Origin of the sequence: Kitasatospora sp. NPDC092286 (genome assembly GCF_044755565.1) — a bacterium.
Taxonomy (GTDB): Bacteria; Actinomycetota; Actinomycetes; order Streptomycetales; family Streptomycetaceae; genus Kitasatospora.
The window spans coordinates 1-24,253 of sequence record NZ_JBIVRD010000068.1 but is presented as its reverse complement, the minus strand read 5'-3'; the positions used below and the strand labels follow the sequence as shown (position 1 = coordinate 24,253).

27 protein-coding genes are annotated in these 24,253 nt (G+C 71.7%); 19 read left to right on the top strand and 8 right to left on the bottom strand.

Going from position 1 to position 24,253, the window contains the following annotated elements; translation table 11 throughout:
* Positions 1-136: 136 nt before the first annotated feature.
* Complete coding sequence (locus tag ACIQIB_RS37620) at positions 137-424, top strand: hypothetical protein (RefSeq protein ID WP_400763688.1); 288 nt, start codon at positions 137-139, stop codon at positions 422-424.
* A 17-nt stretch (positions 425-441) separates the two neighbouring features.
* On the opposite strand, the gene ACIQIB_RS37615 is transcribed toward ACIQIB_RS37620, so the two are convergent.
* Together ACIQIB_RS37615 and ACIQIB_RS37610 are read right to left on the bottom strand one after the other, a co-directional pair.
* A complete protein-coding gene (locus tag ACIQIB_RS37615; protein WP_400763685.1) occupies positions 442-588 on the bottom strand; it encodes a hypothetical protein in 147 nt (48 codons plus the stop codon).
* 606 nt (positions 589-1,194) lie between these two features.
* The gene (locus ACIQIB_RS37610) at positions 1,195-2,313 is read right to left on the bottom strand and encodes an NADAR family protein (protein ID WP_400763682.1); all 1,119 of its coding nucleotides are present in this window, start codon (positions 2,311-2,313) and stop codon (positions 1,195-1,197) included.
* A 276-nt stretch (positions 2,314-2,589) separates the two neighbouring features.
* Between ACIQIB_RS37610 and tap the strand changes: the two genes are divergently transcribed.
* The 5 genes from tap (at position 2,590) to ACIQIB_RS37585 (ending at position 7,420) form a co-directional block, all read left to right on the top strand.
* Positions 2,590-4,980 (top strand): telomere-associated protein Tap, encoded by a 2,391-nt coding sequence (gene tap / locus ACIQIB_RS37605; RefSeq protein ID WP_400763679.1) that lies wholly within the window; start codon positions 2,590-2,592, stop codon positions 4,978-4,980.
* Between the two features lie 91 nt (positions 4,981-5,071).
* Entirely contained in the window at positions 5,072-5,866 is a 795-nt protein-coding gene (locus ACIQIB_RS37600; RefSeq protein WP_400763676.1) for a hypothetical protein, read from the top strand.
* A gap of 91 nt (positions 5,867-5,957) precedes the next feature.
* Positions 5,958-6,506 (top strand): telomere-protecting terminal protein Tpg, encoded by a 549-nt coding sequence (gene tpg / locus ACIQIB_RS37595; protein ID WP_400763673.1) that lies wholly within the window; start codon positions 5,958-5,960, stop codon positions 6,504-6,506.
* A gap of 113 nt (positions 6,507-6,619) precedes the next feature.
* The gene (locus ACIQIB_RS37590; RefSeq protein ID WP_400763670.1) at positions 6,620-6,991 is read left to right on the top strand and encodes a hypothetical protein; all 372 of its coding nucleotides are present in this window, start codon (positions 6,620-6,622) and stop codon (positions 6,989-6,991) included.
* A 102-nt stretch (positions 6,992-7,093) separates the two neighbouring features.
* Positions 7,094-7,420 (top strand): type II toxin-antitoxin system RelE/ParE family toxin, encoded by a 327-nt coding sequence (locus ACIQIB_RS37585; protein WP_400763667.1) that lies wholly within the window; start codon positions 7,094-7,096, stop codon positions 7,418-7,420.
* A 25-nt stretch (positions 7,421-7,445) separates the two neighbouring features.
* Here ACIQIB_RS37585 and ACIQIB_RS37580 read toward each other — a convergent pair whose 3' ends face one another.
* On the bottom strand, positions 7,446-8,030 hold the full coding sequence (locus ACIQIB_RS37580; protein WP_400763664.1) for a hypothetical protein: 585 nt from the start codon (positions 8,028-8,030) through the stop codon (positions 7,446-7,448).
* Positions 8,031-8,390: 360 nt separating this feature from the next.
* On the opposite strand from ACIQIB_RS37580, the gene ACIQIB_RS37575 reads away from it, so the two are divergent.
* The 4 genes from ACIQIB_RS37575 (at position 8,391) to ACIQIB_RS37560 (ending at position 11,403) form a co-directional block, all read left to right on the top strand.
* Positions 8,391-8,696, top strand: a complete 306-nt coding sequence (locus ACIQIB_RS37575) for a hypothetical protein (protein WP_400763661.1) — start codon at positions 8,391-8,393, stop codon at positions 8,694-8,696.
* Positions 8,697-8,757: 61 nt separating this feature from the next.
* Positions 8,758-9,033 (top strand): hypothetical protein, encoded by a 276-nt coding sequence (locus ACIQIB_RS37570; RefSeq protein ID WP_400763658.1) that lies wholly within the window; start codon positions 8,758-8,760, stop codon positions 9,031-9,033.
* Complete coding sequence (locus tag ACIQIB_RS37565; protein WP_400763656.1) at positions 9,030-9,497, top strand: type II toxin-antitoxin system VapC family toxin; 468 nt, start codon at positions 9,030-9,032, stop codon at positions 9,495-9,497. Before ACIQIB_RS37570 ends, ACIQIB_RS37565 begins: the two co-directional genes overlap by 4 nt.
* Positions 9,498-10,116: 619 nt before the next feature.
* Positions 10,117-11,403 carry an IS110 family transposase gene (locus tag ACIQIB_RS37560; RefSeq protein WP_400763690.1) on the top strand — a complete coding sequence of 429 codons (1,287 nt, stop codon included), beginning with the start codon at positions 10,117-10,119 and terminating at the stop codon, positions 11,401-11,403.
* Positions 11,404-11,428: 25 nt separating this feature from the next.
* Here ACIQIB_RS37560 and ACIQIB_RS37555 read toward each other — a convergent pair whose 3' ends face one another.
* Complete coding sequence (locus ACIQIB_RS37555; protein WP_400763654.1) at positions 11,429-12,682, bottom strand: tetratricopeptide repeat protein; 1,254 nt, start codon at positions 12,680-12,682, stop codon at positions 11,429-11,431.
* A gap of 657 nt (positions 12,683-13,339) precedes the next feature.
* On the opposite strand from ACIQIB_RS37555, the gene ACIQIB_RS37550 reads away from it, so the two are divergent.
* The 3 genes from ACIQIB_RS37550 (at position 13,340) to ACIQIB_RS37540 (ending at position 14,751) form a co-directional block, all read left to right on the top strand.
* Positions 13,340-13,633 carry a hypothetical protein gene (locus ACIQIB_RS37550; protein WP_400763651.1) on the top strand — a complete coding sequence of 98 codons (294 nt, stop codon included), beginning with the start codon at positions 13,340-13,342 and terminating at the stop codon, positions 13,631-13,633.
* A gap of 119 nt (positions 13,634-13,752) precedes the next feature.
* On the top strand, positions 13,753-14,322 hold the full coding sequence (locus ACIQIB_RS37545; RefSeq protein ID WP_400763649.1) for a hypothetical protein: 570 nt from the start codon (positions 13,753-13,755) through the stop codon (positions 14,320-14,322).
* Positions 14,323-14,496: 174 nt separating this feature from the next.
* Entirely contained in the window at positions 14,497-14,751 is a 255-nt protein-coding gene (locus ACIQIB_RS37540; RefSeq protein ID WP_400763646.1) for a hypothetical protein, read from the top strand.
* A gap of 57 nt (positions 14,752-14,808) precedes the next feature.
* Here ACIQIB_RS37540 and ACIQIB_RS37535 read toward each other — a convergent pair whose 3' ends face one another.
* Positions 14,809-15,306: a hypothetical protein gene (locus ACIQIB_RS37535; protein ID WP_400763643.1), complete on the bottom strand. Its 498-nt coding sequence runs from the start codon at positions 15,304-15,306 to the stop codon at positions 14,809-14,811.
* 436 nt (positions 15,307-15,742) lie between these two features.
* On the opposite strand from ACIQIB_RS37535, the gene ACIQIB_RS37530 reads away from it, so the two are divergent.
* On the top strand, positions 15,743-17,320 hold the full coding sequence (locus ACIQIB_RS37530; protein ID WP_400763641.1) for a serine/threonine-protein kinase: 1,578 nt from the start codon (positions 15,743-15,745) through the stop codon (positions 17,318-17,320).
* Here ACIQIB_RS37530 and ACIQIB_RS37525 read toward each other — a convergent pair.
* Both ACIQIB_RS37525 and ACIQIB_RS37520 read right to left on the bottom strand, forming a co-directional pair.
* Positions 17,299-17,637 carry a hypothetical protein gene (locus ACIQIB_RS37525; protein ID WP_400763639.1) on the bottom strand — a complete coding sequence of 113 codons (339 nt, stop codon included), beginning with the start codon at positions 17,635-17,637 and terminating at the stop codon, positions 17,299-17,301. The genes ACIQIB_RS37530 and ACIQIB_RS37525 overlap by 22 nt on opposite strands.
* Before the next feature lie 234 nt (positions 17,638-17,871).
* Positions 17,872-18,114, bottom strand: coding sequence for a hypothetical protein (locus tag ACIQIB_RS37520; protein WP_400763636.1), 243 nt, complete (start codon positions 18,112-18,114; stop codon positions 17,872-17,874).
* A gap of 574 nt (positions 18,115-18,688) precedes the next feature.
* Between ACIQIB_RS37520 and ACIQIB_RS37515 the strand changes: the two genes are divergently transcribed.
* The gene (locus ACIQIB_RS37515; protein WP_400763633.1) at positions 18,689-19,558 is read left to right on the top strand and encodes a hypothetical protein; all 870 of its coding nucleotides are present in this window, start codon (positions 18,689-18,691) and stop codon (positions 19,556-19,558) included.
* A 7-nt stretch (positions 19,559-19,565) separates the two neighbouring features.
* On the opposite strand, the gene ACIQIB_RS37510 is transcribed toward ACIQIB_RS37515, so the two are convergent.
* On the bottom strand, positions 19,566-20,054 hold the full coding sequence (locus ACIQIB_RS37510; protein WP_400763630.1) for a hypothetical protein: 489 nt from the start codon (positions 20,052-20,054) through the stop codon (positions 19,566-19,568).
* Between the two features lie 570 nt (positions 20,055-20,624).
* Here ACIQIB_RS37510 and ACIQIB_RS37505 point away from each other — a divergent pair.
* From ACIQIB_RS37505 to ACIQIB_RS37490, 4 genes are all read left to right on the top strand, one after another.
* Complete coding sequence (locus ACIQIB_RS37505; RefSeq protein ID WP_400763628.1) at positions 20,625-22,286, top strand: replication-relaxation family protein; 1,662 nt, start codon at positions 20,625-20,627, stop codon at positions 22,284-22,286.
* A gap of 166 nt (positions 22,287-22,452) precedes the next feature.
* Entirely contained in the window at positions 22,453-23,022 is a 570-nt protein-coding gene (locus ACIQIB_RS37500; RefSeq protein ID WP_400763625.1) for a hypothetical protein, read from the top strand.
* Between the two features lie 128 nt (positions 23,023-23,150).
* A complete protein-coding gene (locus ACIQIB_RS37495) occupies positions 23,151-23,501 on the top strand; it encodes a hypothetical protein (protein WP_400763623.1) in 351 nt (116 codons plus the stop codon).
* Entirely contained in the window at positions 23,498-23,749 is a 252-nt protein-coding gene (locus tag ACIQIB_RS37490) for a hypothetical protein (RefSeq protein WP_400763620.1), read from the top strand. Before ACIQIB_RS37495 ends, ACIQIB_RS37490 begins: the two co-directional genes overlap by 4 nt.
* The last annotated feature ends 504 nt before the right edge of the window (positions 23,750-24,253 follow it).

Here is a 24,253-nt window from a genome sequence, read left to right as displayed (position 1 = left end):
GTTGCGCTCGCGTCACACACCACGGTCTACCGGATCAGGACCCGCCGCGAAGGTGAATCACACAGATTGATCACGACCGAATACGCGCCCTAGTCTCTGGTCCAAGAGCGTGAGAGCCGAGTCCGGGGAGAGCGCCGTGCCGTCCATTCGCAACCTCAACGCGCGCACCGAGTCGGCCGTGTACAAGACCGTCCGGCTGCGCGGCGGCGGCTTCGAGGCGTTCGGCTGCCGCGCGGACAGTGCGGAGACCCGAACGGAGTTGTTCTACCTGCCCGGGGCGGAGGCCGGATCGCTGACGCTCGGGGTGGTGCTGTGCGTACAGCGGGCTGGCGATCGGTTGCTTACTCGCCCGGTCTTCCTGCCTGCCGACGCCATGGACGACGCCTTCCACTATCTGCCAGGCGACGCGTGGGCCATGTTCTGATCAGGCAGTTCTGCTCGTCACTGCACGCCGGTTTGGGAGGTGTGGGTGGGGGTGGATCTCTCCTGGGTGAGGAAGGTGTTGAGGCCGCTGTAGGTGAGCGGGGTGTCGTGCTCGTCCATCATCCGGGCCCAGATCTCTGTCGTGGTCAGGCCGCCGGCGGCCATGGACCTGATGAGTTCGCGGCGTGTGGTGTCCCAGCGGGGGACGTTGCGGGAGAGCCGGCGACCCGCCGGTCGCGGCGGCCGGGCTTGTCCGTGGTGGGCGCGGGTGAGGAGGGCGGCGACCGCGTCGGCGATGCTTGGCGGCGATGCCGGAGTCCTGGCGGCGGAGCGGGTCGAGTTCGGGGCTGTCGTAGACGCGGTGCTTGAACTTGATGCCGTAGTCGTTGACCGCTCGCCGCCACCGTCACCCGACCAGCCGGCCTGCGAATACTGCGGACGTCTCCCGAAACCGGAGACCTCTCCGGGGCCGCCCCCATGGTGGTGTTCAACCCGCTGCCGGCGCCGGAGCACCTTGCTGGCCACCGCCCCCTCAAGCCACAGCATCCTCCCAGGCCAGCGAACGATCACAAACTGCCCCGGCTGCGGAGCCATGATCGTCCGCGCCGCCTACCGGCCACGCGCCACCTGCTCAAAGCGATGCCACGCCAGGGTCATTCGCGCAACGCAGGCGGAACTCGCCCTCTACAAGAACCCCAACACCATCGAGGACGAAGCCCCCTGAGTGCTTGATGCCGTTGGGGGTTCTCGAGAGCTACTCGCCTGGTCCGGTCACAGCCCCTGGATCTCGGTCCGCCGCATGTGCAGCTCGGAGCGGACCAGTTCGAGGAGACGCCCCGTCCAGTTGCGCCCTCGACCGGCGTTGTCGCCCCAGAAGGCCGAGTCCATGTCGTCGTAGATCACGGTGGCGTCGTCAGTCGCCAGCAGGATCTCGGCCAGCTCGGGGTGCTGGTCGTACTTGGCCCGCAGCAGGCGCGTCATGACGGCGGTCCGGACATGTTCCCAGCCCTCGCGGCGAGGCGCCTCGGCTGCGAGCTTGCGCGCCGCGAAGGCAGTCTCCGCCGTGGCGATCGCGCCCCGGACCTCGGGCTGAGCAACCGACAGAGCCCAGTAGGCATGGGCGACAGAGGGGTAGCTGGCCTCCCCCACGATGACCGGGGCAGGGTAGTCGTTGCGCAGGCCGACCATGCCGGGATCGTCCACCGGCTCCTTTGGGAACGTCTGGACGACGTGGATTGCCGGAGCATGCGACGCCACCGGTCCGTCCGCAGGGACGCGCTTGGACCGCTCGGCCCTCCAACGGGCCCGCTCCTCGAAGTACGCGAGGGCACTGTCGTAGGCCTCCTGCGTGACCGATCCGTCGAACGACAGGTAGGTCTGGCCTCCGGGCCCGGCCACCAGCACCCGCAACGGCCAGTCCTTGCGGTCCATGTCGCCCAGCGCGTAGCGGCGCTGCGACTCCGGGATCGCAAGGAACGCGGCGCGGGCCGCGGCCCGGTTCTCCTCGGTCCGGTCAGCGAGGAAGGTATCGACTGCTTCCAGGCAGCGGCCGGTCGAGTCGGGCCGCCCATTCAGCTGGTCGATGGTGTCGCGGACTTCGGCGACCAGCAGCTCGGGCGTCTGCCAGCTCTGCGGTTCGCTGAACTTCCAGTGCGCGAGTTCGAACGCGGATGCTTCCGCGCCCTCCGGGAGGCTGGTGGCCACCCAGCCGGTACGCAGCTTCTCCTCGAACTCCTCGATGGTGACCAGGCCCCAGCAGTCGATGAGCCCGTCGGCGTAGATGAAGAGGTCGCTGAGGTGGTACTGGCCGTTGCGGATGAAGACGTGCCGCCACGTTCCGGGTATGCGGACGCCGTCCGCGGTGCGATAGGTGATCCGGTTGCCGATCATCCTGAGATTGTGTCGCAGCGAACGCCCAGTCGACCTCAGTTTTCTCCGGGCCCGCTGAACCGCCCACCTCAAGGTACAGCCATCATCGGGTGCCGAACCCGGCGGTCAAACTCCGGTGAGACAACCGGCAACCAGTCAAACTCCGCTGAGACTGATGAAAGTTCGCTGCGACGGGTCACCCGGTCAATCCGAGCGGCTCGGAACCATCCTCACGGGTTAGCAAATCATTAGATCCAGGCTTAGAAACTGCACTACGATGGTGGCAGGAGGTACGTCATGACCGAGGGGATCGATCCGATCGACGCGCTGCTCGCGGAGATCGACGAAGAGGAGCTCCCGCCGCCGGCCGAGCGCAAGCGGCTGCGCCTGGCGGCGAAGCTGACCCGGGGCCGGGTGGCCGAGCGGGTCGGGGTGAGGGAGGAGACGATCTGGGCCTGGGAGACCGGGCGCAGCGATCCGAGGCCGCCGCAGCGCGGGGACTACGCCCGGCTGCTGCGGGGCCTGGCCGCCCGGTTCCCCGCGCCCGGCGTGCCGGCTGCTGCCGACGCGGCGCCGGTCGTGCCGGAGGCGTTCGCCGCCGTCCCGGTGGCCGAGCAGCCGGTCCCGCCGGCGCAGCCGGTGATGCTGGACCAGAACCCGGACGGCTCGCTGCTGATGCAGCAGCCTGCGCTGTGTGTGCAGTGCGGGCAGCCGTCGGTCTACCGGTGCCAGGGACTGCCGATGCACCTGGGAGGGTTCTGCCGTCCCTCCACCGCCCCGGCCGTCCAGCAGCAGCCCGCCCCCGTCGCCCCGGCCGCCGTGGCGGCGCTGGAGCCGGCTGCCTCGGTCGCTCCGGTCGCTGCGCCCCGCCAGGCCGCCCCTGCGGCCGGTCCGGTGGCTGCGCCGCGCCGCGCCGGGTCGTCGCGTCCGGCGGTGTCCTCGCGGGCGCGGAAGGCCCCGGCGAAGGCGGCGGCCGCGGCTGAGGGGCCGTCCGACTGGGAGGCCGCCGCGGCGGCCCGCTTCCCGGCCGGCCCGCTTGCCGTGCTGGACGTCGCCCCGTCCGGCCGGGCCCTGGTGGCCTACCTCGCCGACGGCACCCAGGCGCCGACCGCGCCAGCCGGGCGCATGCTCGCCGACGTGGTCGAGTGGGCGCTGGAGGTGAAGCTCGGCTCGCCGAGGTTGCACCGGCACGGCAAGGACGGCGACGCCCTGGTCGTCCTCGCCGACGCCGCCCTGGCGGAGCTCGGCTTGCCCCGGATGGGCCGGGACGAGAAGAAGGAGTTCGTCCAGCGCCTGGGCCAGCTGCCGAAGACCCACAAGGCCGTCAAGCAGGTCGAGAAGACCGGCTGGCTGCTCACCCAGCGGGGACTTGGCCCGTGGGCCCGGGTCTACCGCACCCCGGAGGACGGCCGGCGCCAGTGTGTGCAGCTGTGCATCCCCGGCTGGGGCGCGCTGGCCTCGGGCGGCTGGCAGATCCCGGACGGCCTCGCCGCGCCGGACCTGGCCCGCCTGCTCGGCACCTACGCCACCCGCGTCCTCACACCCCGCGGCTCCACCGCCGTCTCCGGCATCGAACTCGTCACCGCCCTGCGCCCGCCGACCATGGCGGTGCGCACCGAGACCGGCTGGAAGTCCGGGCCGGTGGAAGGCTCCCGCCAGCGGGCACTTCAGCCGGCGCCGCCCGAGGTGCCCTCGATCCACCCGCTCGCCCAGGGCCGCCCGGCCGACGGCGAGCTGGTCACCGAGGCCTGGGACTGGTTCCGCGACCTCACCGACCAGGAGGCCGCGGCGCCCTTCGCGGTGGGCCTGGACGTGAACACCGCGTTCCTCGCGGCGGCGGGCCGGCTCTCGCTGCCGCTGTCCGACGCGGTGCACGAGCTCAACCCCGTCTTCGACAAGAAGCTGCCGGGCTCCTGGTGGGTCGACCTCTCCCACGTGGAGACGGACCCGCTGCTCCCGAGCCCGTTCTCGCAGGACGGCGAGCGGCCGACCGGACCCGGCTGGTACACCACGGTGAAGGTCGCCTACGCCATCGAGCTCGGCTTCGAGGTGCAGCCGCTGGAGGGGTGGCTGCGGCACGAGCACGGCCCCTACCTCGACCCGTGGCACAAGCACCTGCGCCAGGCCTACGTCGACACGATGGCCGCCCTCGGCGTCCCGCTCGACCTGGCCGAGACCGACCCGGTGGCGTTCCTCGACGCCATGGCGAACCTCAAGACCGCCGGCGACCCGGCCGAGCTGGCCGTCCTGGCCGCGATCAAGCAGACCGCCAAGTCGACCATCGGCGCGTTCCGCCAGCGCCCTCGCGGCCAGAAGGGCTACAAGCCGGGCGAGCCCTGGGCCGCCCTGGAACGGCCGACCTGGGAACCGCTCACCCGCGCCCTGGTCATCGACACCGCCACCGTCAACCTCCACCGCAAGCTCCGCAAGATGGCCGCCGAGACCGGCCTGCGCCCGATCGCGGTGCTCTCCGACTGCGCCGTCTTCACCTCCCCGGGCCCCGACGCCCTCGACGTCCTCACCCGCCCCGACGGCACCCTCACCACCGCGCTGCGCCTGGGCGTCAGCCCCGGGCACGTGAAGTTCGAGGGGAGCCGGCCGATCGCGGAGATCGTCGACCTGCTCGCGGACGGGGCGAACCCGGCCAGCAACATCAAGCCGGGCGGCGTCGTCTCCGACGACGAGTAGCACCGTGTGCGGCCGAGTCCAGGGCGGTCCGACCGCACACGGCCACCAGCACGGCCGCCGACCGGCGGCCGCAACGACAGGGAGGGACCGCATGGACCAGGACCCGCAGGCCGGGCAGCTCGCAGTCGACCACGACGCCGAACGCATCGCCGCCGCGCTGCGCAACAGCCCGCACATCGCCACCGCCGCCGCCGAACCCGGCGACACTGTCCGGTTCACCACCACCGAGGGCATCGCCTACCGGATCAGGCTGAACAGCACGTCGCCCCTCACCGACGCCCCCATGACCGAGCCGATTCCGACGGAGGCGGTGGCCGCGGCGATCCTCAACGACCCCGCGTTCGTGGTCGCGCTTCCCGACGAGGACGTCCCCGTCTTTCCCCGCCAGGAGCCCCTGCCCGATCCGCTGCCCGTGCAGGGCATCACGGTCCAGAGCCGGGAGGGCTTCTTCTACTACCTGGCCCTGGAGCTCGACCCCACCCGGGCCACCACCAGGCGGGAACCGCCGGCCCCGGCCGCCGACACCACCCACGCGCCCGACCCGCGCGTGGAGCAGCTCGCCGTCGCCTACTGGAACCGCACCAGGACGGGCGGGGCCGCCTGGATCCGGTTGAAGCCGGAGATCCGGGCCGAGCTGACCGAGAAGGCCGGCCTCTGGCTGCAGGCGGCCGAGCAGGCCGGCCTCGTGCCGGTGGCGACCGCGCCGAGCGGCGAGCACGCCGCGGTGCTGCTGGACGAACAGGGCACCGTCTGGGCCCAGGTGCCCACCAGCGACGCGGGCGAGGACCTGGTGCTGCCGCTGGTCTACGCCCGGGAGGAGGCATCCTCCCGCCGCGACCTCGAGGACCAGGGCCACCGCCTCACTCACATCGGCTGGACCCGCTGACCCCCGGCCTGCCCGGCGCCGACCCGCCGGGCAGACCGCCCACCACCACCGTCACCACCGCACCGCCACCCTCCACGGAAGGAGACCCACGTTGGGGGAGATCGACGAAGGCCTGGAACGCGCCGGGCGCACCCGCCCGATCCCGCAGTCCACCGCCGCCCGGATGCGGTTCCTGCTCAAGGGCGCCAAGGGCTCCACCCGGCAGCTCGCCCAGGAGCTCGGCGTCAGCCAGCGCACCGTGCAGCGCTGGCTCAAGGGCCAGGGCACCCCCAAGCCCGCCGCCGCGAAGAAGGTCGAACAGCAGGTCCGCTCGAAGTGGCAGCCCAGGGTGAAGGACCGCACCCGCAAGGCCGCCGAGAAGAACGGCTTCACCCTCCACATCAGCGGCGCCTTCGGCTTCACCTCCTCCGCCGGCTCCACCGACGACCCCCGCGACCGGGTCCTGGAGAACCTCAAGATGCCCGGCAGCGTCGCCCAGGCCCTCTACGAGCTGCGCGACGCCGGAGCCACCGAGGCCGAGCAGGAGGAGCTGCTCGCCGACGCCCTGCGCGAGCACTACTTCAAGGACAACGGCCACCGCGCCCGCGGCGTCTCGAAGGTCGAGCTCAACAGCGTCAACTGGATGGACATCGAGCTCTGACCCCTCCAGCCACCATCCGTGTCGCCAAAAATACCGGGGCCCGGCCGCTGAAAAGCAGCCGGGTCATCCTTGTCAATTCCCTCGGAAACCCACAGAGGAAAAGGAATTAAGAAATGCACGACGAAATCGAGAACAACGACAACCCGCCTCTCGTACCGGTCCCGGCGGCGACGGCCCGCTTTACCGGCACACCCTCCCCCGAGCGCCGCGCCGCCGGCCTGCCCGGCCACTGCGACAGCTGCGTGCTGACCGGCCACCAGAGTGCCCACCCCGACCTGGCCTGTGCCGACGTCGGCTGCACCGACACCCACGGCACCACCGCCACCGGCCTCCACCAGTGCGCGGACTGCGGCCTGCCGATCACCGGCCACTGGCTGTCCGACATGCCGCTGCCCGGCGAGAAGAGCGACGGCCAACTGCGCTACTGGCACACCAGTCCCTCCGCCTGCGCCCAAGCCGTCCAGACCGCCGCCGAGACCGGCTGACCGACCCGGGCCCGCCGCCCGCGCGACGCCGCACCACCGGACCCACCAGGGCCCGCCCCACCCGGGGCGGGCCCTTTTCCATGCCCGGACGAAGGAGACGCCTTGCCGACGCTGCACTACGCCCCCGCCGCCGCCCGCACCCTGCACTGCCTCGAACGCGGCCGCCGCGCCGACCCCGGCCGACTGCGCCGGATCCGCCGCGCGCTCGACCGGCTCGCCGCCGACCCCAGGCACCCCGGCCTGCGCACCCACCGCTACCACGCCCTGCCCGGCCACCTCGGCGAGCGGGTCTTCGACTCCTACGTCGACCGGGGCGCGGGCGCCTGGCGGCTCTTCTGGACCTGGGGCCCGGCTGGCAGCACCGACGAGCACCAGGGCGACGAGGACGGCGGGGTGGTCACCGTGCTGCTGATCGGCCCGCACCCGTAGCCGACGGGCGCTTGAAGCCGGAAGGTCAGGGTTCGAGGTAGGCGATCGGGCCGCCGGAGACCGCAGCCTGGACCCGGGCACCGAGCAACTGGCCGGTGAGCGTCGCCAGGGCGGGATCGGTGGCCAGCACCCGGTAGGAGTTCGGGTCGTCGAGCAGGCCGACCCGGCCGGCGACCTCGGCCTTGAAGGAGTGCCGGATCTCGGTCCGGCCCACCCGGGAGTCCTCTCGGGCGTGGATGGACAGGACACCGGTCACCCAGCCGGCCACCGCGATCGCTAGCACCCCGGCCTGCACGATCCGTTCGGCGTCGCAGCGCCACCACATGCGGTTCGCCTCCAGGAACTCGAGGTCGCTGATGGTGGCAGAGTCGCCGAGAAAGGGCCGCGGGTCCTCGGCAGGGTCGGCGGGCGGTGCGGCGGCGGCGGTGCGCAGCACGGGCAGGTACCCCGTGGTGACGGTGACCTGTGGGGCGCGGGAGAGCGCCAGGACCCGGGAGGCGCGCAGGTCGGGGAGGAAATCGCTGTTCAGAAGCTTGGTGACGGTGTTCGGGGACAGTCCCAGGAGGCTGGCGGCCTGGTTGCGGGTCAGCACGTCACCGGCTGGCGGCAAGGCGGTGGGGCCAGGGATATGGAGGGCAGCATGGAGCACCTGAGTCTCAACGGGGCGTCCTCGTCCGAGGGGACGCCGAACGGATTCACGAATCCTACAGTGTGTTGACTTCAAGGCACTGGGGAGTTCTTCCGGTCGGCGTGGGCGCTGCCGGATCTGTCCACAGGCATCCGCCCGCATGCTCTACTCCCGTCCCTGCCCGAAGCCGCCCTCGCCGGCCTGCGCACCGGGGACTGAGGCAGGCGGCCGGCGCTCCCCAAACTGCAGGCGTCGGCGGCCCTACCCCGCGTGGTGGTGGCCGCTCGCTCTTTCCGGTGAAGTGGGTCCGGAGCGGGGCGGGGCGGTGGGAGGCTGGTCGTCGTGACAGACGAAACGGGCGAGACCGACAAGAGCCAGCTGCTGGAGGAGTACAACCTCGCGCACTCCGGCCTGATGGGCGGCATGCACGGCATCTCGGACGCCTTCCGCGAGCTCGGCTCCGGCACGGGCCGTGGCTTCGGACCGATGGCGCGCTTTAGGGAGAACCACCTCAACACCGGGCGGCCGGTCGCCGAGCTCGCCCAGGAGCTCGCCGACTGGGCGGCCGACCTCGCCGAGGAGGCCACGGCCTACGACGCCAAGCGCCACAAGCTGGAAGAACTCGGCATCCTGCCCCTGCCCCGGTGACGGCAACCCGCTGCGCCCGGCCGTACCGGCCGGGCCGGTCCTGGACAGAGAGGTACTGGTGATGGGTGAGCAGGCACAGCCCCCGGCGGGCCCGGAGGAGAGGCCGATCACGGCGCAGGTGACGGTGGCCGGGCTGGAGGCCGCGGTGCTGCGCGAGCTGGCCGGCGTGCTGGGCCGCCCGGCCGAGGCGCTGGCGCTGGAGTACGCGGCCGGCACGCTGAAGCTGCCGACCACCACGATCGGCGAGTCCGCCTTCGCGGACTGGGCGCTGTTCGACGGCCCGCCAGACCTCGCGGCCCACGCGGACGACTACCTGGCCGAAGGCTTCGGCCAGTGACCCCCGCTGCCCTGGGACCGGCCGCCCCGCTGCTCGCGGTGGCCGACACCGGAGTGCTGCTGGCCGCGTTCAACGCCCGCGACGTACTCCACAAGGCCGGGGTGGAAGCACTGAACGTCCCCAGGATCCTGCTGATCTCCCCGCTGGTGCTGGCCGAGCTGGACCACCTGCTGCACACCCGCGCCGGGGAGCGGGCGGCGGTGGACGCGGTCACCCGGATCGGCGCGCTCGCCGGCCAGGGCCGAGTCCAGATCGCCACCGTCGACCGCCCGCTGCTCGCGGAGGCGGAGGAGCTGATGCGCCGCCACCTCGGGGTGCGGCTCGGCCTGGCCGACTGCGTCAACGCCGCCCTCGCCTGGCGCCTCACCCGCCCGGCTCTGCTCACCTTCGACAAGCACTACAGCACGGTGCTCGCCCCGCGTCGCCCTGGTGAGAAGCGGCTGGAGGTCCACCCCGGCCCGTGACGGCCGAACCGGCCGCGCCTGATGCTCGGGGCTCTTGGCCAGGGACGCTTCTCCTTCTGGGACCTCGAATGAGGTCCCAGAAGGAGAAGCGGACACGACAGAGCTCCCGAGGAGCTCCGTCCGCCGGATCTCCCCACTACGTGGGTACGGGCCTGCGACACTGACGATCATGAGTGCCGACCGCCGCCCGCTGTGGCAGCCCTAATCCGTAGTGAAGGCGGTTCCAGATCACTCTGGGTTGGTCCGATCTGGAATGACTTCGGGTGGCGGACACCTTGGACCGTCCTGGCCCGCGAGGCCTATCGCTAGAGCGGTGCCGTCAAGTTGGTGAGTTTCGTGGTAGTCGCGTGGGTGTCGGGCTGACGCCTGTGGCAGCCCTGACCTGCGAGGTCTCAGGAGAAGAGCGGCATGGCCCGGCGTCCTCGGGCTGCCGCGAAACCCACCGGTGATCGTGTTTCCGTGGTCGTGGTGCGAGCCCGTTCCAGGGCTGACCCCTTCTTGAGTCCGCGAGCCTTCGAACTCTTGTACAGGCTGGGGCCCCTGGGGCGCGCTGGTGTCATGAACGGCTACTGAGATGGCGGACCGAAGAGTCCTGGGATTAGGGCGCCGCGTGACCCGCATGTGCTCGCCGAACTGCAAAAACAGGCAACGTTGGGAGAGTACGTTGAAGATCTTCTGCGGCATCGACTGGGCCGAGTCCCACCACGATGTGGCCTTGGTAGACGACACCGGCGAACAGCTGGCCAAGCGCCGGATCACCGACGACGCGGCCGGCTACCGGCTGCTGCTGGATCTGCTCGCCGAGCACGGTGACACCGAAGCGGACCCGATTCCTGTGGCGATCGAGACCAGCCACGGCCTGCTGGTCGCCGTCCTGCGCACAGGCCACCGGCAGGTGTTCGCGATCAACCCGCTCGCCGCCGCCCGCTACCGCGACCGGCACGGCGTGAGCCGCAAGAAGTCCGACCCCGGCGACGCCCTCGTGCTGGCGAACATCCTGCGCACCGACATGCCCATGCACCGGCCGCTGCCCGCAGACTCCGACCAGAGCCGGGCCGTTACCGTGCTCGCCCGCGCCCAACAGGACGCCGTTTGGAACCGGCAGCAGCTCGGCAACCAGATCCGCTCGCTCCTGCGCGAGTACTACCCCGCCGCGCTGGAAGCTTTCCAGAGCAAGGCTGGCGGCTTGGCCCGGCCTGAAGCCCGCGCGGTGCTCGCCGCTGCCTCGACACCGGCCCGGGCAGCGAAGCTCTCCGTGGCCCAGCTGCGGGCCGCGCTCAAGCGCTCCGGCCGCACCCGCGGCATCGATCCGGAGGCAGAACGGCTCCGCGACGTCTTCCGAGCTGAGCACCCCCGCCACCCCGACGCGGTCGAGGCCGCCTTCGGCCACCAGTTGCTCGCGCTCCTGAAGCAGTTCGACGCGGCCTGCCAGGCCGCCGATGATCTCGCCCAGGTGGTCGAGGCCGCCTTCCGGGAGCATCCGGACGCCGAGATCTACTTGAGCTTCCCCGGCCTCGGCGTCCAGCTCGCCGCTCGGGTCCTGGCGGAGATCGGCGACGACCGGACCCGCTTCGCCGACGCCCGCGGCCTCAAGGCCTACGCCGGATCCGCGCCCATCACTCGGGCCTCCGGCAAGAAGAGCCACGTTGGCAGACGCATGGTGAAGAACGACCGGCTCATGCACGCCGGCTTCCTCTGGGCCTTCTCCTCACTCCGCAACTCGCCGGGCGCCGACGCGCACTACCGCCGCCGGCGCGACCACGGAGACTGGCACGCCGGAGCCCAACGCAACCTCCTCAACCGCCTCCTCGGACAGCTCCACCACTGCCTTCAGAACCGCCGCCCGTTCGACGAACAGCTTGCCTTCGCCGTCCCACAGCGGCCTACCTCAGCGGCGGCGGCATAACTACTGGATGGTGAGCGGAGCACCATCAAAACGGAGGTTCGCTGGACCAGGTACCACTCCATTGACCAGTCGGACGAGGGTCGTGCTGCTGGAGAAGTTCCACGGCGTGGTCGGTCATGTAGAGGCTGATGAAGTAGCCGGCCATGTCACTGCGGTTGGCCGGGAGGTGCCGGTCGAGGAGACCGATGGCCTCTTCGGTGCGGCCTGCGTCGTGCAGCACCCGGGCGATGTGCTCGGCGGCGTACGCGCTGTCGCCTTCGGGATGGGCCGATGCCTGCCGGAGCGCCGCGTCGGGCCCGGAGCTGGCGGCGATCAGCGGCAGGCGGATCCAGAACAGGTCCCACTCCTCCTCACCGCCTCGGGCGGCCTTGAGCTCGTCGAGGTGGGCCAGGCCGTCCTGCGGCCTGCCCTGGTCGAGGCAGAGGCCGGCCAGGGTGTGGAGGATCCAGTCGTCGCCGGGGCGGGCATCGGCCTGGGCACGCATCACGTCGACTGCCTCGCCGCCACGTCCGTGCCGGGCCAGGAGCTGCGCGAGGTCGTACGCCGCGTTCGGGCCGCCTGCCACGGCCCCGTCCGCCTGCCGGTAGAGGGCGACCGCGCCTTCGACGTCACCGCGTTCCTCCAGCACCTCGGCCAGGCGCTGAGTGGCGTGCCCGTGGACGTCGGTGGCCGCGTACTCGCGCAGTTCGTCGAGCCGGCCGTGCCTGGCCAGCAGGTCGGCGAGCTGGTCGCGGCCATTGACGGAGGTGATGTGCCGCGTGCGCAGCAGGGCGATGGCCTCGTCGGTGCGGCCTTGCCGCTCCCGGATCTTGGCGAGCAGGCCGAGTGCGGTATCAGCGTCCAGGCCGCCCTGGCAGCACCACGGGGAATCGCAACGGTGGTCGTTCGGGACGTGCTCGGACAGCAGGCGGGCAGCGTCTTCGTCCAGGCCGGCAAGCTCGGCGACATCAACCAAGGCGGTGGCAAGGACCCAGTCCTCGATTCCGGCGCTCAACAGCTGATAGGCATCCGCAGCATGCCCGTGCCGGGCCAGCAGGCGCGCGAAGAACTCCAGCGCGTGTCCCCCGGCCGCCGCGTACGGGCGAGCCAGCGTGAGCGCCTCCGATGCCCGGCCCCAGCTCTCCAACAGCTCCGTCTGGGCCCGGGCGGCCGGCCACCATCCGGTGGAGACGTACGGAGCCAGCACCGCCAGTGCATCGTCCCGCCGGCCGCGCTCGCCAAGGAGTTGGGCCCATGCCCGTGCGCAGAACCACTCGCCCTGGCCGGCTTGCAACGCCACCTCGTGTTCGTGGCCTCGCTCAAGGATCTGCACGACGAACTCGGGCGGGATACAGCCGGACAGAGTCCTGGCCTGACGATCAAGATCAGCAGCGTCCACGGCACCGCACCCTAGACCCCACCACCGACGAGCGGCCCAAAATCGGCACACCGCACGGCCAACACGGCCTACCGCTTGCCCCCTGGCTTCCTGAGATGTCTTCTCCTCCCCCGCCACCGACACACCCGTCCAGGCCGCCGACCAGGCCCGACTGCTCCCGGTCGGCCAAGCCCCGTTCCTGGAGCCGCCCGCCGACAACGCGCCCGACGACGCGCCGGTCGCGCCGCCCGTCGTGCCTGGTGCCCGCCGTCGGCTCGGCCCCGGCCATCTCGCCTCCGCCCTGGACGGCCAGGGCTGACCGCACCCGCCGCCGGTCCGGCCAGCGTCTCGGCCGACCGGGCGGCACTGCAACACAGGGGTGCAATACGGTGCAACGCGAGGTGCAACACAACGACAGCCGTTGCGCCGTGTTGCGCCCCTGACCTGCGATGATGCCCGGAAATGGGGCCTGATGTCTCGTGTTGCACGCCGCGTTGCACCTTGCTTCGGACCAAGCTCCCGGTCCTCTCGTCCGGCATTCGGCTGACGCCGGTCCGGGCAGCGGGCCAGGATGACCGGATGACCACCCCCAGCCCCTACGGCCCCGACCAGCTGGCCGCCGACGCGGCCCTGGCAGCCCTCGCGCTGCTGCGCGCCCGCCTCCAGGCCGAGAGCCCGGCCGCTGCCACGGAGCACCAGGTGGAGCTGGTGGACTCCTGGACGGAGCGGTACGGCGACAGCAGCCTCCTCGTGCTGCTCGCCTCGGTGGTCGAGCAGGCCCAACTACTCCGGGGCGACCCGGCCAGGGCCGACGAGCGGCTCGCCGAGGCGGAGATGCTGCTGCTCGGCCACCGCCCGGCCGGGAACCGCTGACCCGCCCCTTGTCCGGCTGGTCCGCCGCCCGATCAGGTGAACCGGCCCCGGCCGTGCCCCGGCCGGACTGGCCGAGGAGCACCCTGGACAGCAGACGGGTGCGACGGAGGGAGCAGCGGGTGGCCGGCCGCGAAGGCGAGCACGTCGAGCAGCTGCGGGAGGCTCTCGCCGTGCTGGGCGCCGACTGGCGGCCCGACCGGGTTGCCGACGATCCGACCCGTGCGGTGATGCTGGCCTACGCGCTGCTCGGCGCGGCCGAGGCGCACCTGGTCGGCGCCGAGATGGACGCGGCCCTGGCCGGGATCGACCTCGAGGCGCTGCGCGCCGCGTACGGGCCGGTCCGCACCGAGGTCGTGGCCGCCACGTTGCCCGCCGCGAACGACGCCGAGCGCCTGGTGCTGGTGCAGCGCCTCGGGCTGCTGGTGACGGACCTCGACCGGCTGGCCGGCCCCGACCAGATTGCCCCCGACGTCGAGAGCCTGGCCGCCGCGCGCGAGCTGACCGCCGCCGCGACCGCGCTCGTCACCCACCACTACACGCCGTCCTTCGACGACACCCCCGGCCTGCCCAGCACCGAGGAGTCGCTGGGGCTGGCCTTCGCGCTGCTCACCCAGGCCGCGGGGCGGTTCCGCCGGATCGCCGGGGTGCCGCCCGAAACCGACGACGAAGGCGATAGCGAGGGGCAGTGACGGGGTGACGGAACAGGTGTCACAGGTGTCACAGATCGCCCAAACGATCTATGACACCTGTGACAACGGTGCGCCCGATTCACCCAGTTATATCCGATTCGACCTGTGTCACCTGTGACATCAACCCCCCATTTCCCCTGATAGGAGAGCCGACCTGTGACACCTGATGCACCTGTGACACCGGCCCCCGACGACCTGCGCTGCTCCCGCTGCGGCACCCTGCCGGAGCCGCTCATCTGCCTCGGCCACAACCCCGACGGCACACCCGCCACCGACACACCCGCAGCGATGCTCGCGCTCGAAGCCGAACTCGGCCTTGCCGATGACGTACGCCGCCGGGCCGCCGGCACCCTGCTCACCGACGCCCAGACCGCAGCGCTGCTGCGCGCCCTCGCCGCCGACCCCGAACCGGGCACCGGGGAGCGCTGACCGAGCACCCCGAACGCGAGGCACCACCTCCCCGGCCGGCCGACGGTCACCCGGCCTCTACCCCGCGCTGCCGTCCGCGGTCGACTCCAGCCCGAGGGCGCGGGCGGCGTCCATCGTGGCGGCCAGCGCGGGCAGCTCCCGGCCGAGGTCGCCGAACACCGCCCCCGGCATCGACGCGGCGACACCGCAGACCGTGATCAGCGCGATCCGCTCGCCCATCGTCAGCTCCGGCATCCCGGCCGCGTACGGGCTGCCGGTGACGATGTCGGCCGCCAGGTCGTAGGCCAGCTCCTCGCGCAGCTGCCCGTCGCCGCCGGGGACGACCTCCCGCCCGCAGGCCTGCTCGACGGCGTCGGCCGCCCGCCCCAGCACCGTGCGGTGCGCCTCCTCCGTCTGCCGTCCGGCGAGCTCGCGCACCCACCCGGCCGCCCGCCGGCCCGCCTCGCCCGCCTCGGCGAGCAGTCCGTTCACCACGTGCCGCTGCTCGCGCTCCTGCTGCTCCCGGTTCTCGTCCTCGAGGTCCACCTCGTCCACCTGGACGGTCATGTTCGTCATGACCGGTGAACTCGCCAGCACCACCACGGTCACGGCGGGCCGGTGAGTTTCCGCTCGGCGACCGGTGAGTTTCGCCCCGCCAAACTCCCCACCCCAGGTCACAGCGGTGGCCCGCCCCCAAAACGCAGGAGCGGGCCACCGTGCGGACCGGGGCCCCGCTACGCCTGGAACTCCTTGCTCCTGACGCCGTAGAACGTGGCGTTCGCCGGCCGGACGGTCATCCTCCTGGCTCTGTTCACGAGAACGGACGGCAGATGTTCACCACTTCGGGAGGCACGGAGGAGGGTCGATGTTCGATTCTCTGGGGACTCCGCCAGCCCTGACAGCGGGGGCCGGCAGATCGGATGTCTGTGTCGGGCGTAGATGACTACACGGCCCGCCGACAGCGGTAGCCTGGCGCGAAATCAGCAGCGTTGAAAGCATCACGGGGGGCGATGTGGCACTGCGCGGGGAGCCTGGCCGACTGGTCGGCGGGCGGTACCGGCTCGTAGAGCCACTGGGCTCGGGCGGTTTCGGACAGGTGTGGCGAGCGGTCGACGAGAGCCTGCGGGTCGAGGTCGCAGTCAAGGAAGTGTGGCTGCCTCCCGCAGCCTCGGCTCGGGAGCAGGCCGACCGGCTGGCCCGGGCCGAGCGCGAGGGGCGCAACGCGGCGGCGCTGCGAGACAACCGCAACATCGTCACCGTCCACGACATCCTCATCGAGGACGACATGCCTTGGCTGGTCATGCAGTTGGTGCGCGGGATGTCGCTGCTGCAGCGCATCGACGAGGACGGACCGTTGCCTGTTGCGGAGGCCGTGGGCGTCGCCTTGGCCGTTCTCGACGCACTTGGCGCCGCCCATGCGGCGGGGATAGTGCACCGGGACGTGAAGCCTGGCAACGTCCTGCTGGCCGATGACGGCGGAATCCTCCTCACTGACTTCGGCATCGCCACGCACGAGGCTGACACGCGGCTCACGGTATCCGGGTCGGTGATCGGATCGCTGGAATACATGGCGCCGGAGCAACTGAACGGGGATGCCAACGGCAGCGCGGGGGACCTCTACTCGCTGGGCGTGACGCTGTATCACACGGTCGAAGGCGTCTCCCCGTTCCGCCGCGCGACCGCGGCGGCGACGATGGCCGCCGTCATCCTGGAAACCGCCCCACCGTTGAGGCGGGCTGGTGTGCTGGGGCCTTTGGTCACCGCCCTGATGGACAAGGACCCGGCCCGGCGCCCGACGGTGGCGCAGGCCCAGGCCATGACGATGTCGAAGGTCCCGCCTCCGCGCGCACCGCGCGGGCCGAGAACGGGGTTCCTCGCCGCCGGGGCAGCAGTCGTCTGCGCCGGACTGATCGCCGGGGCGATTCTCCTGAGTAGGGGCGGCGACGTGGACAAGAGCGGCAAGTCCATCACCCCGCCCACCACTGCGACGAGTGGCGCTCAAGGAACCCCGAACCCGACAGCCTTCGCCCCGGTCGTCATGGACGACGCGTCGACCGACCCCGTGCCGCTCACTGCGGCGGCGATGCTGCCGCCGACGTACGTCAACCAACTCGGGTCCGTGTACGTGCTCACCTCCAGCAGCGTGCACGGGTGCGAAGCACAAGGCATGTCGCCCCCCATCCAGAGCGCGCTGAACGTGGGAGGCTGCAACAGCACCCTGTTCGCGAACTACATCGGCCCGGGCGCCGGAGGCACCAACACCCCCATTATGGTGTCGCTGGAGATCTTCGTTTTCGAGAACGCGACCGACGCCCAACGAACGGCCGACGCCCTCAAAACGATCACGCACAACAGCAAGTACGCATCACTTGGCATGCGCTGCCCGGAATCCGGCACCGGCACGAATATTTGCCGCGACGGCTGGCGCAACACCTTCGACACGTACGTCGCCGCCCAACACCGCTACGTGCTCGCGGCCACAGCCCTGTACGCCGACGGCACAACCCCGGTCGACAACTGGACGAACACGGCCACCGGCTACCCGGTCAACAACTGCGGCCCGAAGTACTACATCAGCACGCGGACATAGCCGCCCGGTCGCGTCGCAAGCGGCCGTGAGTGGAGCTTCGAGGCGAGGTCCAGCTCTGAGCCTTGGGGCGGGCTCAGAACCTGAGCGGTGCTGAAGAGCAAGGCGCCGATGTTCGATTTCTCGGTGCCTCCCGAAGCGGTATCCAAATGCTGCTCAAACTCGTGAACAAAGCCAATCCTCCCGAACTCGTCGGCCATCCCGCTGAAGCCGGGGCTGCGCCGCACCACGCCGAGGAACTTCTCCAGGGCCTCCTTGTCCTCCCACAGCTCCTGGACCGTGCTGATGATCAGCGACTTGATGTTCTCGGACTCGCTCACCGCTTCTCCCCTCCGGGTCGTTGGCCAGGCGAGCCCTACCCGTCCGTGATCGACTCCGAACGCCACGTCACCGTCTAATTCGCCGTCGCGTGCCGGCCGGTCTTCGGCGAGCCAGCTGCGGCTACGATGCCGCCGGGGCGCCCGCCGGACCCGGGACGCACAACCACGGGCCATCGCCGGCGGGCGCCTCCGAAGCGGGCAAGAATCTATAAGCCACCCCCGGCTGACCTGCTCTCATGACACCGATCGCACGGCCCGGTCGCAGCGCGGGCAGACGTAGCGGGCGAGGTCGGGCGGGAACCAGCGCTGCCCCGGCGTCGCAGGCCGCCACGGGTCGACGGCCATGCCCGCGGTGTCGAGCCCGCAGACGGTGACCGCCGCCGGGTCGCCGGGCACGTCCGGGTCGGAGCCGGCCGCGTGCACGGCCAGGCGCTCCGGGTCCTCCGGCTGCTCGACCACCACCACGATGCCCACCACCCCACTCTCCAGCCCACACCGCCGGCCGCGCACCCGCAGAACGGCCGCCAGGACTACCCGGCACCTGCCGGTGAGTTCTCCGCCACCCCGGTGGTTCCGCCCCGGGCGGCCGGTGAGTTTCGCCCCGCCGACCTCACCAGCGCAGGTCACAGCCGTCCGCGCAGCGCTGCTGCTGCACCGCAGCACGCCGGTGCAGCAGCAGGACAACCGGTGCAGCAGCCCTGCTACCCGTTGGCGAGGTTTCGCCCCGCCCCGGGCAGCGAGGCGTGATGCGGCCGGTGCGTCGGGCCCGGCGGCTACGATCCCGGGCATGGACAGCGCCCCGCCGACCGCCGCCACCGACCAGCCGGCCACCAACGCGGAATCGGCCCGGTGCTGCGCTCGGAAGGGTTGCTCGAGCCCGGCGCTCAAGGGTCCTACCGGGCGGCCGCGGACCTACTGCTCGCGGTCCTGTCGCAGCAAGGTCGACCGTGCCAAGGCCAAGGCCCGCGACGAAGCAGCACAAGCAGCAGGCGCCGCTGCACCCGACCCGACCGCTGCACCGACCGGTGCAGCAGCCGACCCCGCCGCTGCATTGCCCAGTGCAGCACCTGCTGCACCCGCTGCACCCGCGGCCGTCGTAGGGGCCGACGATGTCCTGGCCCGCTGGGGCGAGGACGGCCGACACCTCCTCGGCATCGCCGAGGCGATGCGCCGCCGGCTGACGCGCTTCTTGGAGGAGACCGCCACCGGCGATCCGGTCGCCGCGTTCGCGGAACTGGCCAAGGTGCTGCCGGGCTACGGCACCCGCGCCTACATGGCCGCGCAGGACATCCGGGACAAGGCCCGCTGGCCGCACCTGGACGAGCACGAGCGCCTCATGGCCCGCTCGCGCGAGCGGATCGACCGCTGGGACCACGACGAGGACCCGGACGACGACGCCGTCCCGGCGGAGACAAACGCCCCGCGAGGCGAAACCCCCACCCCCACCCCCGCCTCCGCCCCGGTCGAACAGCCGCCCGCCCCCGCCTCTGCCCCCGACCCCGCCCCCGCTTCCGTCCCTGAGCCGGACGCCGAGTCGGTGCCGGCCTGGCGCTCGGCGGCCGAGGCGGCCGAGCAGGCCCGGCGGGAGGCCTGCACCGACCCGGAGATCCGCTTCGACTTTCCCGACCTCCTGGACGACCTGGAGCCCACCTTCGGCCCCGGCTGGGAACTCGGCTCCTGGCTCACCCCCGAGGCGAAGGGCGTCCTCCAGCTGCGCCTCGACAGCACGCCGATCGGCTGGACCGCGCCCCTGCCGGACGGGCCGTGGGGACAGGCCGGCTGGATCGCCTGCCTCTACCAACAAGGCGGCGCCCGGCTCCTCGTCGACAACCTGTCCCGGCCCAGGACCCTCCCCACCGCGGACCTGGCGCTGGACGCCATCCTGCGCGCCCACCGGACCAGGTCGGCTGCTGCCCGCTGACCCGGCCTCACCAGGGCGCGGGGCCGCCGTGGTGGTGCCGGGCAACGGCTTCGAGCAGGGCCTGCCGCGCGCCCCACAGCCGGCCCTGCTCGGCGGCCAGGGCGTCGGCCGCCCACACCGGCAACGGCCTCCCGAGCGCCGCCTCGTCCACCGCCTTCGCCAGCGCGGCGTCGGCCTGCTTCCAGTCCTCCAGCTGCCGGACCAGGCTCCGCACGAAGACGTCGACGGCCCCGGCCGGGTCCTGCCCGTCCTGGCGGGCCTCCTGGGCCACCTCGCCGAGGACGTCCTCGTCCAGGTCCTCGAACGCCGCCTCCCACCGCGCGGCCACCAGCCGCTGATGGCCGGCCAGCACGCTCTGCAGCCCGTCGTCGACCGACTCCTGCGACCAGGGGAGCGGGGACCGCGGCGCCCGGCCCACGACGGCGAAGGCCCGGCCGCCGACACCCGGCCCCAACCCGGCGCCGCGCCGAGGGCGGGGAGTGGAAGTGCTGCTCACCCCCGCTCCAACGCCGCCGGGCCCACGTTCGTCACCCCGGACCGGCCGCCCCGGCGGGGCGAGGCCAGCCGATCCGGCGTGCCGAAGGCCGGCCCGGGGTAGTGTCCGATCAGAGCCTGAGCCGCCGTAACGGCGCGCTGGCGAGGCGAAAGAGCCCGCTGGAGTTCCCCGGGTGTCTCCCCGGGGCCGTCCCCGGGTGGTGCCCCGGGGGGAAGCATTCGCCGACCTTTCGACATTTCCCCAGCTCAGCCCCAGGATTCGGGCCACTCAGAGTTGCCGACAACCCTCTCCCTTCCCTTCTTTGAGCTGTTGGTGGTTGGTGGTTGGTGGTGCAGTTGGGTAGGTCGGGCTCGGGTTCACCGCCGGGTCCAGTGCTGCCCACCCGCTCCATCGCCGCTGGGGCCTCCCCCTTTCCCCGGCCGGGGAGGCCGGGCGCCTCCCGGTGGTCGGCGCGCGGTGAGGCGGGCGGCGAGCGGCGGGCGAGCAGGCGGGCGGGCAGGGCGGCCCCGATGTCGGTGGTGTGCGGTACAGCAGAGAAGATCACCACCACGAACCACCAGGGGGCAGGGCATGGACCACGACCAGGACGACGGCCACGGCGGCCAGGGCGAGCGGCACGACGGCGAACAGCCGGCCCGGCCGGGCCGGCTGCACTTCCGCCGCTCCGCCCGCAACCCCAACGGCTCCACCGCCCCGCTGCGCGCCGACGTCCTCGCCGCGCTGGGCGTGCTGAAGATCGCCACCTACAAGCAACTGCACGCCCTGATCGCCGCCGACGAGTACCGCGCCCACCACCGCGTCGAGCACGTGGCCGAAGCGGTCCGGGACCTGGAGAAGCACAAGCTGGTCGACGTCCGCGGCACCACCTCGCCGCCGGGCCGCCGACCCGCCCCCAAGACCGCCCCGGCCGCCGAGGGAACGGGCGCCAAGCCGAAGCCGGGCGGACCCGGCGCGCAGAAGATCGTCGGCCTCACCCCACTCGGCCTGGCCGCCGCCGCCGAAGCCCTCGGCGACGACCGCGACATGGGCGGCCACGCCCGCGGCGCCGGCCTCACCGGCGCCCCGCACGCCATGCTCGTCAACGAACTCATCATCACCGCCGTCACCGGCACCACCACCCACGGCGCCCCACCCCGCACCGACACACGCCAAGCACCCCCGCGCCGCGCCCTGCCCACCGGCCCGCTCCCGGGCGGCATCGAGGCCTGGGCCACCGAGACACCCCACACCATCACCGGCAAGTTCACCGTCATCCCCGACGCCGTCGTCCGCCTGCCCGAGCTCGGCATCCCCGTCGCCTTCCTGGAACTCGACCGGGGCACCATGACCGACATCCGCAAGGTCGCCGGCAAGGTCGACAACTACAAGCGGTACTTCGACCGCACCGTCCACGACGGCGGCCAGGAGCGCCTGGAGGTCGAGGTCCGCTACAACGTCCCCGAACCCGCCTACGGCTACCGGCACCGCCGCGCCGTCCGCCCGCCCGTCCTGTTCGTCCTGGACCAGGGCACCCGGGGCAGCCGTCCCCGCTACAGCCCCGAGGCCCTGGAACAGCGCCTCGAAGACCTGCGCAACGCCACCTGGGAGCACTGGCAGGGCCAGACACACGAGCAGGAGGGCGTCACCTACGCCACCTTCGACGGCAAGATCCCCGTGCTCGGCACCACCGTCGAGCGCCTGCGCGAGCACGGCTGGCAAGGGCCCATCTGGTGGCGCTTCGGCCGACCCGGCCGACACTCCCTCACCGACGCCCTCAACGACGAACCCAACTGGGACCTCATCGCCCAGCGCCGCCAGGAACGCGAGGACCAGGAGCAAGCCGAACAGCAGCGGGCCCAGAAGGCCAAGCGGGACGCCGAGACGGCGAGGCTGCGCAAGGTGATGCTCGCCGCCCGCGCCCACAACGACGCCCTGCACCCGTGCCACACCTGCGAGGGCCCGCTCGGCGGCGCCCACGACTCCGAGGACGAGCTCGACGAGAACGCCCACCCGGACCGCCTGGAGTGCCCGCCCTGCGACCGCCGGCGCCGCACCACCAAGAGACGGCCGATCATCCTGGAGCTGCCCACCGCCCGCGCCCTCCGCCGCGCCGAGAAGCACGGGCCGCCCGACGACGACCCCTGGTGGCAGGTGCGCCTCCTCCAGGCACAACGCTGGCCGAAGCACACCAGAACCACTGGAGAACTTCCCTTCAGCATGACCCAGATCCCGTACGGGCGGTCCATGCCATAGAAACTCCTTCCCGGACCGTCTTCGGCCCGCGAAGAAAGAAACCATGATCGGAACATCCCACTAATCGGAGAGGCGGCGTCCGCGCACCCCGCGCGGGCGCCGTTTGCATTCCCTCCGAAAACCCTGCTAAAAGATTCCTGACTGGTGAAGTCGAAAGGGAAAAGCCATGAGAAGAACCGTCAACTCGCGCGAAGCGGTCCGCCGCAAGGCCACCGGAATGACCCGCGAACAGATCACCGAAGCAACCCAAGACGCCGCCATGTGGGAACGCCACCGCTCACGCGTCTGCGAAAACCACGACGACGAAGCCATGATCAAAGACGCCATCGCCCGCCACAAGGAATGGCGCCGCATCGGCTACGTCATGGCCGAAGAACACCTCACCACCTACGACCCCGACCGCGACCCCACCGTCCAGCGCTGGAACCGAGAGGCCCGCGCCCACGAACTCGCCGAAGCCACCGTCCAGGCCCAGGCCGCCGAGCGTGCGAACCAGGAGCAGCAGCTCGCCCCGGACACCGACCCCAGGATCCAACCCCTCCTCACCGCCCTCGCCCGCGCCGGCCTCCACCCGACCGAAACCGACCACCACACCGTCGGCCGGCTCACCCACCTCGATCACGACACCATCACTCGCATCGCCAACTGGATCGAAGCCGCCCACGACACCGCGCTGCGCCGGTCTGCCCCTGCGGCCGCCTCCAGGCCAGCCTGGCGCCGCCCCCAAGCCCTGTAACAGCGGGCCCGCTCCGCGGCCTTCCAGCTGCCGGCGGCCTTGCGCGCGATGACCGGCCTGTGACCACCTCGCACCGGGCCGTCGCGCGCTGCCGTACGGTGTCTTGGGCACCTGAGAGGGAGGTACCGATGAGCGCCCAGCCGATCCATGGTCCCGAGCTGATCCCACAGCCCGCCCGAACGCCCCTGGCCCTGTACGAGGCGGTCGCCGCCCTCATGCCCAGCCGGTTGACCGAGATGACCGAAGACCAGGCCCGTGCCATGACCGAAGCCGTCGAGCGCCAGAGCCTCAAGCCCCTGCTGCGCTTCACCACGAAGTGGGCGGTCGACGTCGAGATCGCACGCCACCCGGAGACGCTCGCCGAGCTGCACCGCGCCGAGTACCTCGCCCACCACGCCCAGAGCCCGCAAGAGCGCAAGCAGCAGGCCGCCCTCGCCGGTGCCATCGTCAACGCCGCCGCCGAAGCGGTGCGCGGGTGACCTGGGCCTGGGAGTACAACCCGGACGAGGACAACGTCGTCGCCGGCGCGCCGCTCGCCTTCGTCGCCCAGGTCGAGAGGAAGGCCGACGAGATCGTCCGCGCGGCCGCCGCCTTCTACCTGGACGGCACCACCTACCAGGGGTCCGGCGAGAAGATGAAAACCGCCGACGTCGAAGACGGCATTTTCTGGTACATGACCGTCCCGCGCGACGAACGCATCTATATTCTCCGCGTCCAGTCCCTGTAGGGCCACCGGCAGGAATTCACGGCAGGCCAATTCTGAAACACCAGAAACTCGCGCTAGACTGGAAACTAATTTCGGCGGGTGCCCGAAAGTCGGGATCCGGACCCCGCTCACGACGGGATCGTCTGACGCTCGTAGATTGATACAGTAAGGACCACTGCTCGCCCTGCAGGATCGACCACCTCGACCCGCCGAGAGTCGAAGCAGTGGTCTGGTAGTGGTCCAGACCAATCTGCCGTGAGCGACGCAGACCCGCACGCACCCCCGACATCCACCCCTCCCCCTAGTCAGCCTGTCGTGAGTTCAGCCAAAATCCCAGTTCAGCGATGTGAACGGGCATCAGCCCGCCGGGGCCATGGAGCGGAGCGGAGTGGCCCCGGGGCCCGAGCGGAGCCGGGCCGGCCTGACCGAAGGGAAGGCCACGGACACGCGGAGCGGGTCCGCCGGCCGTCCGAAGGACGGCCGCGAAACGGAGGCCCGAAGGGCTGGAGGGACCCGCTCCGCGGG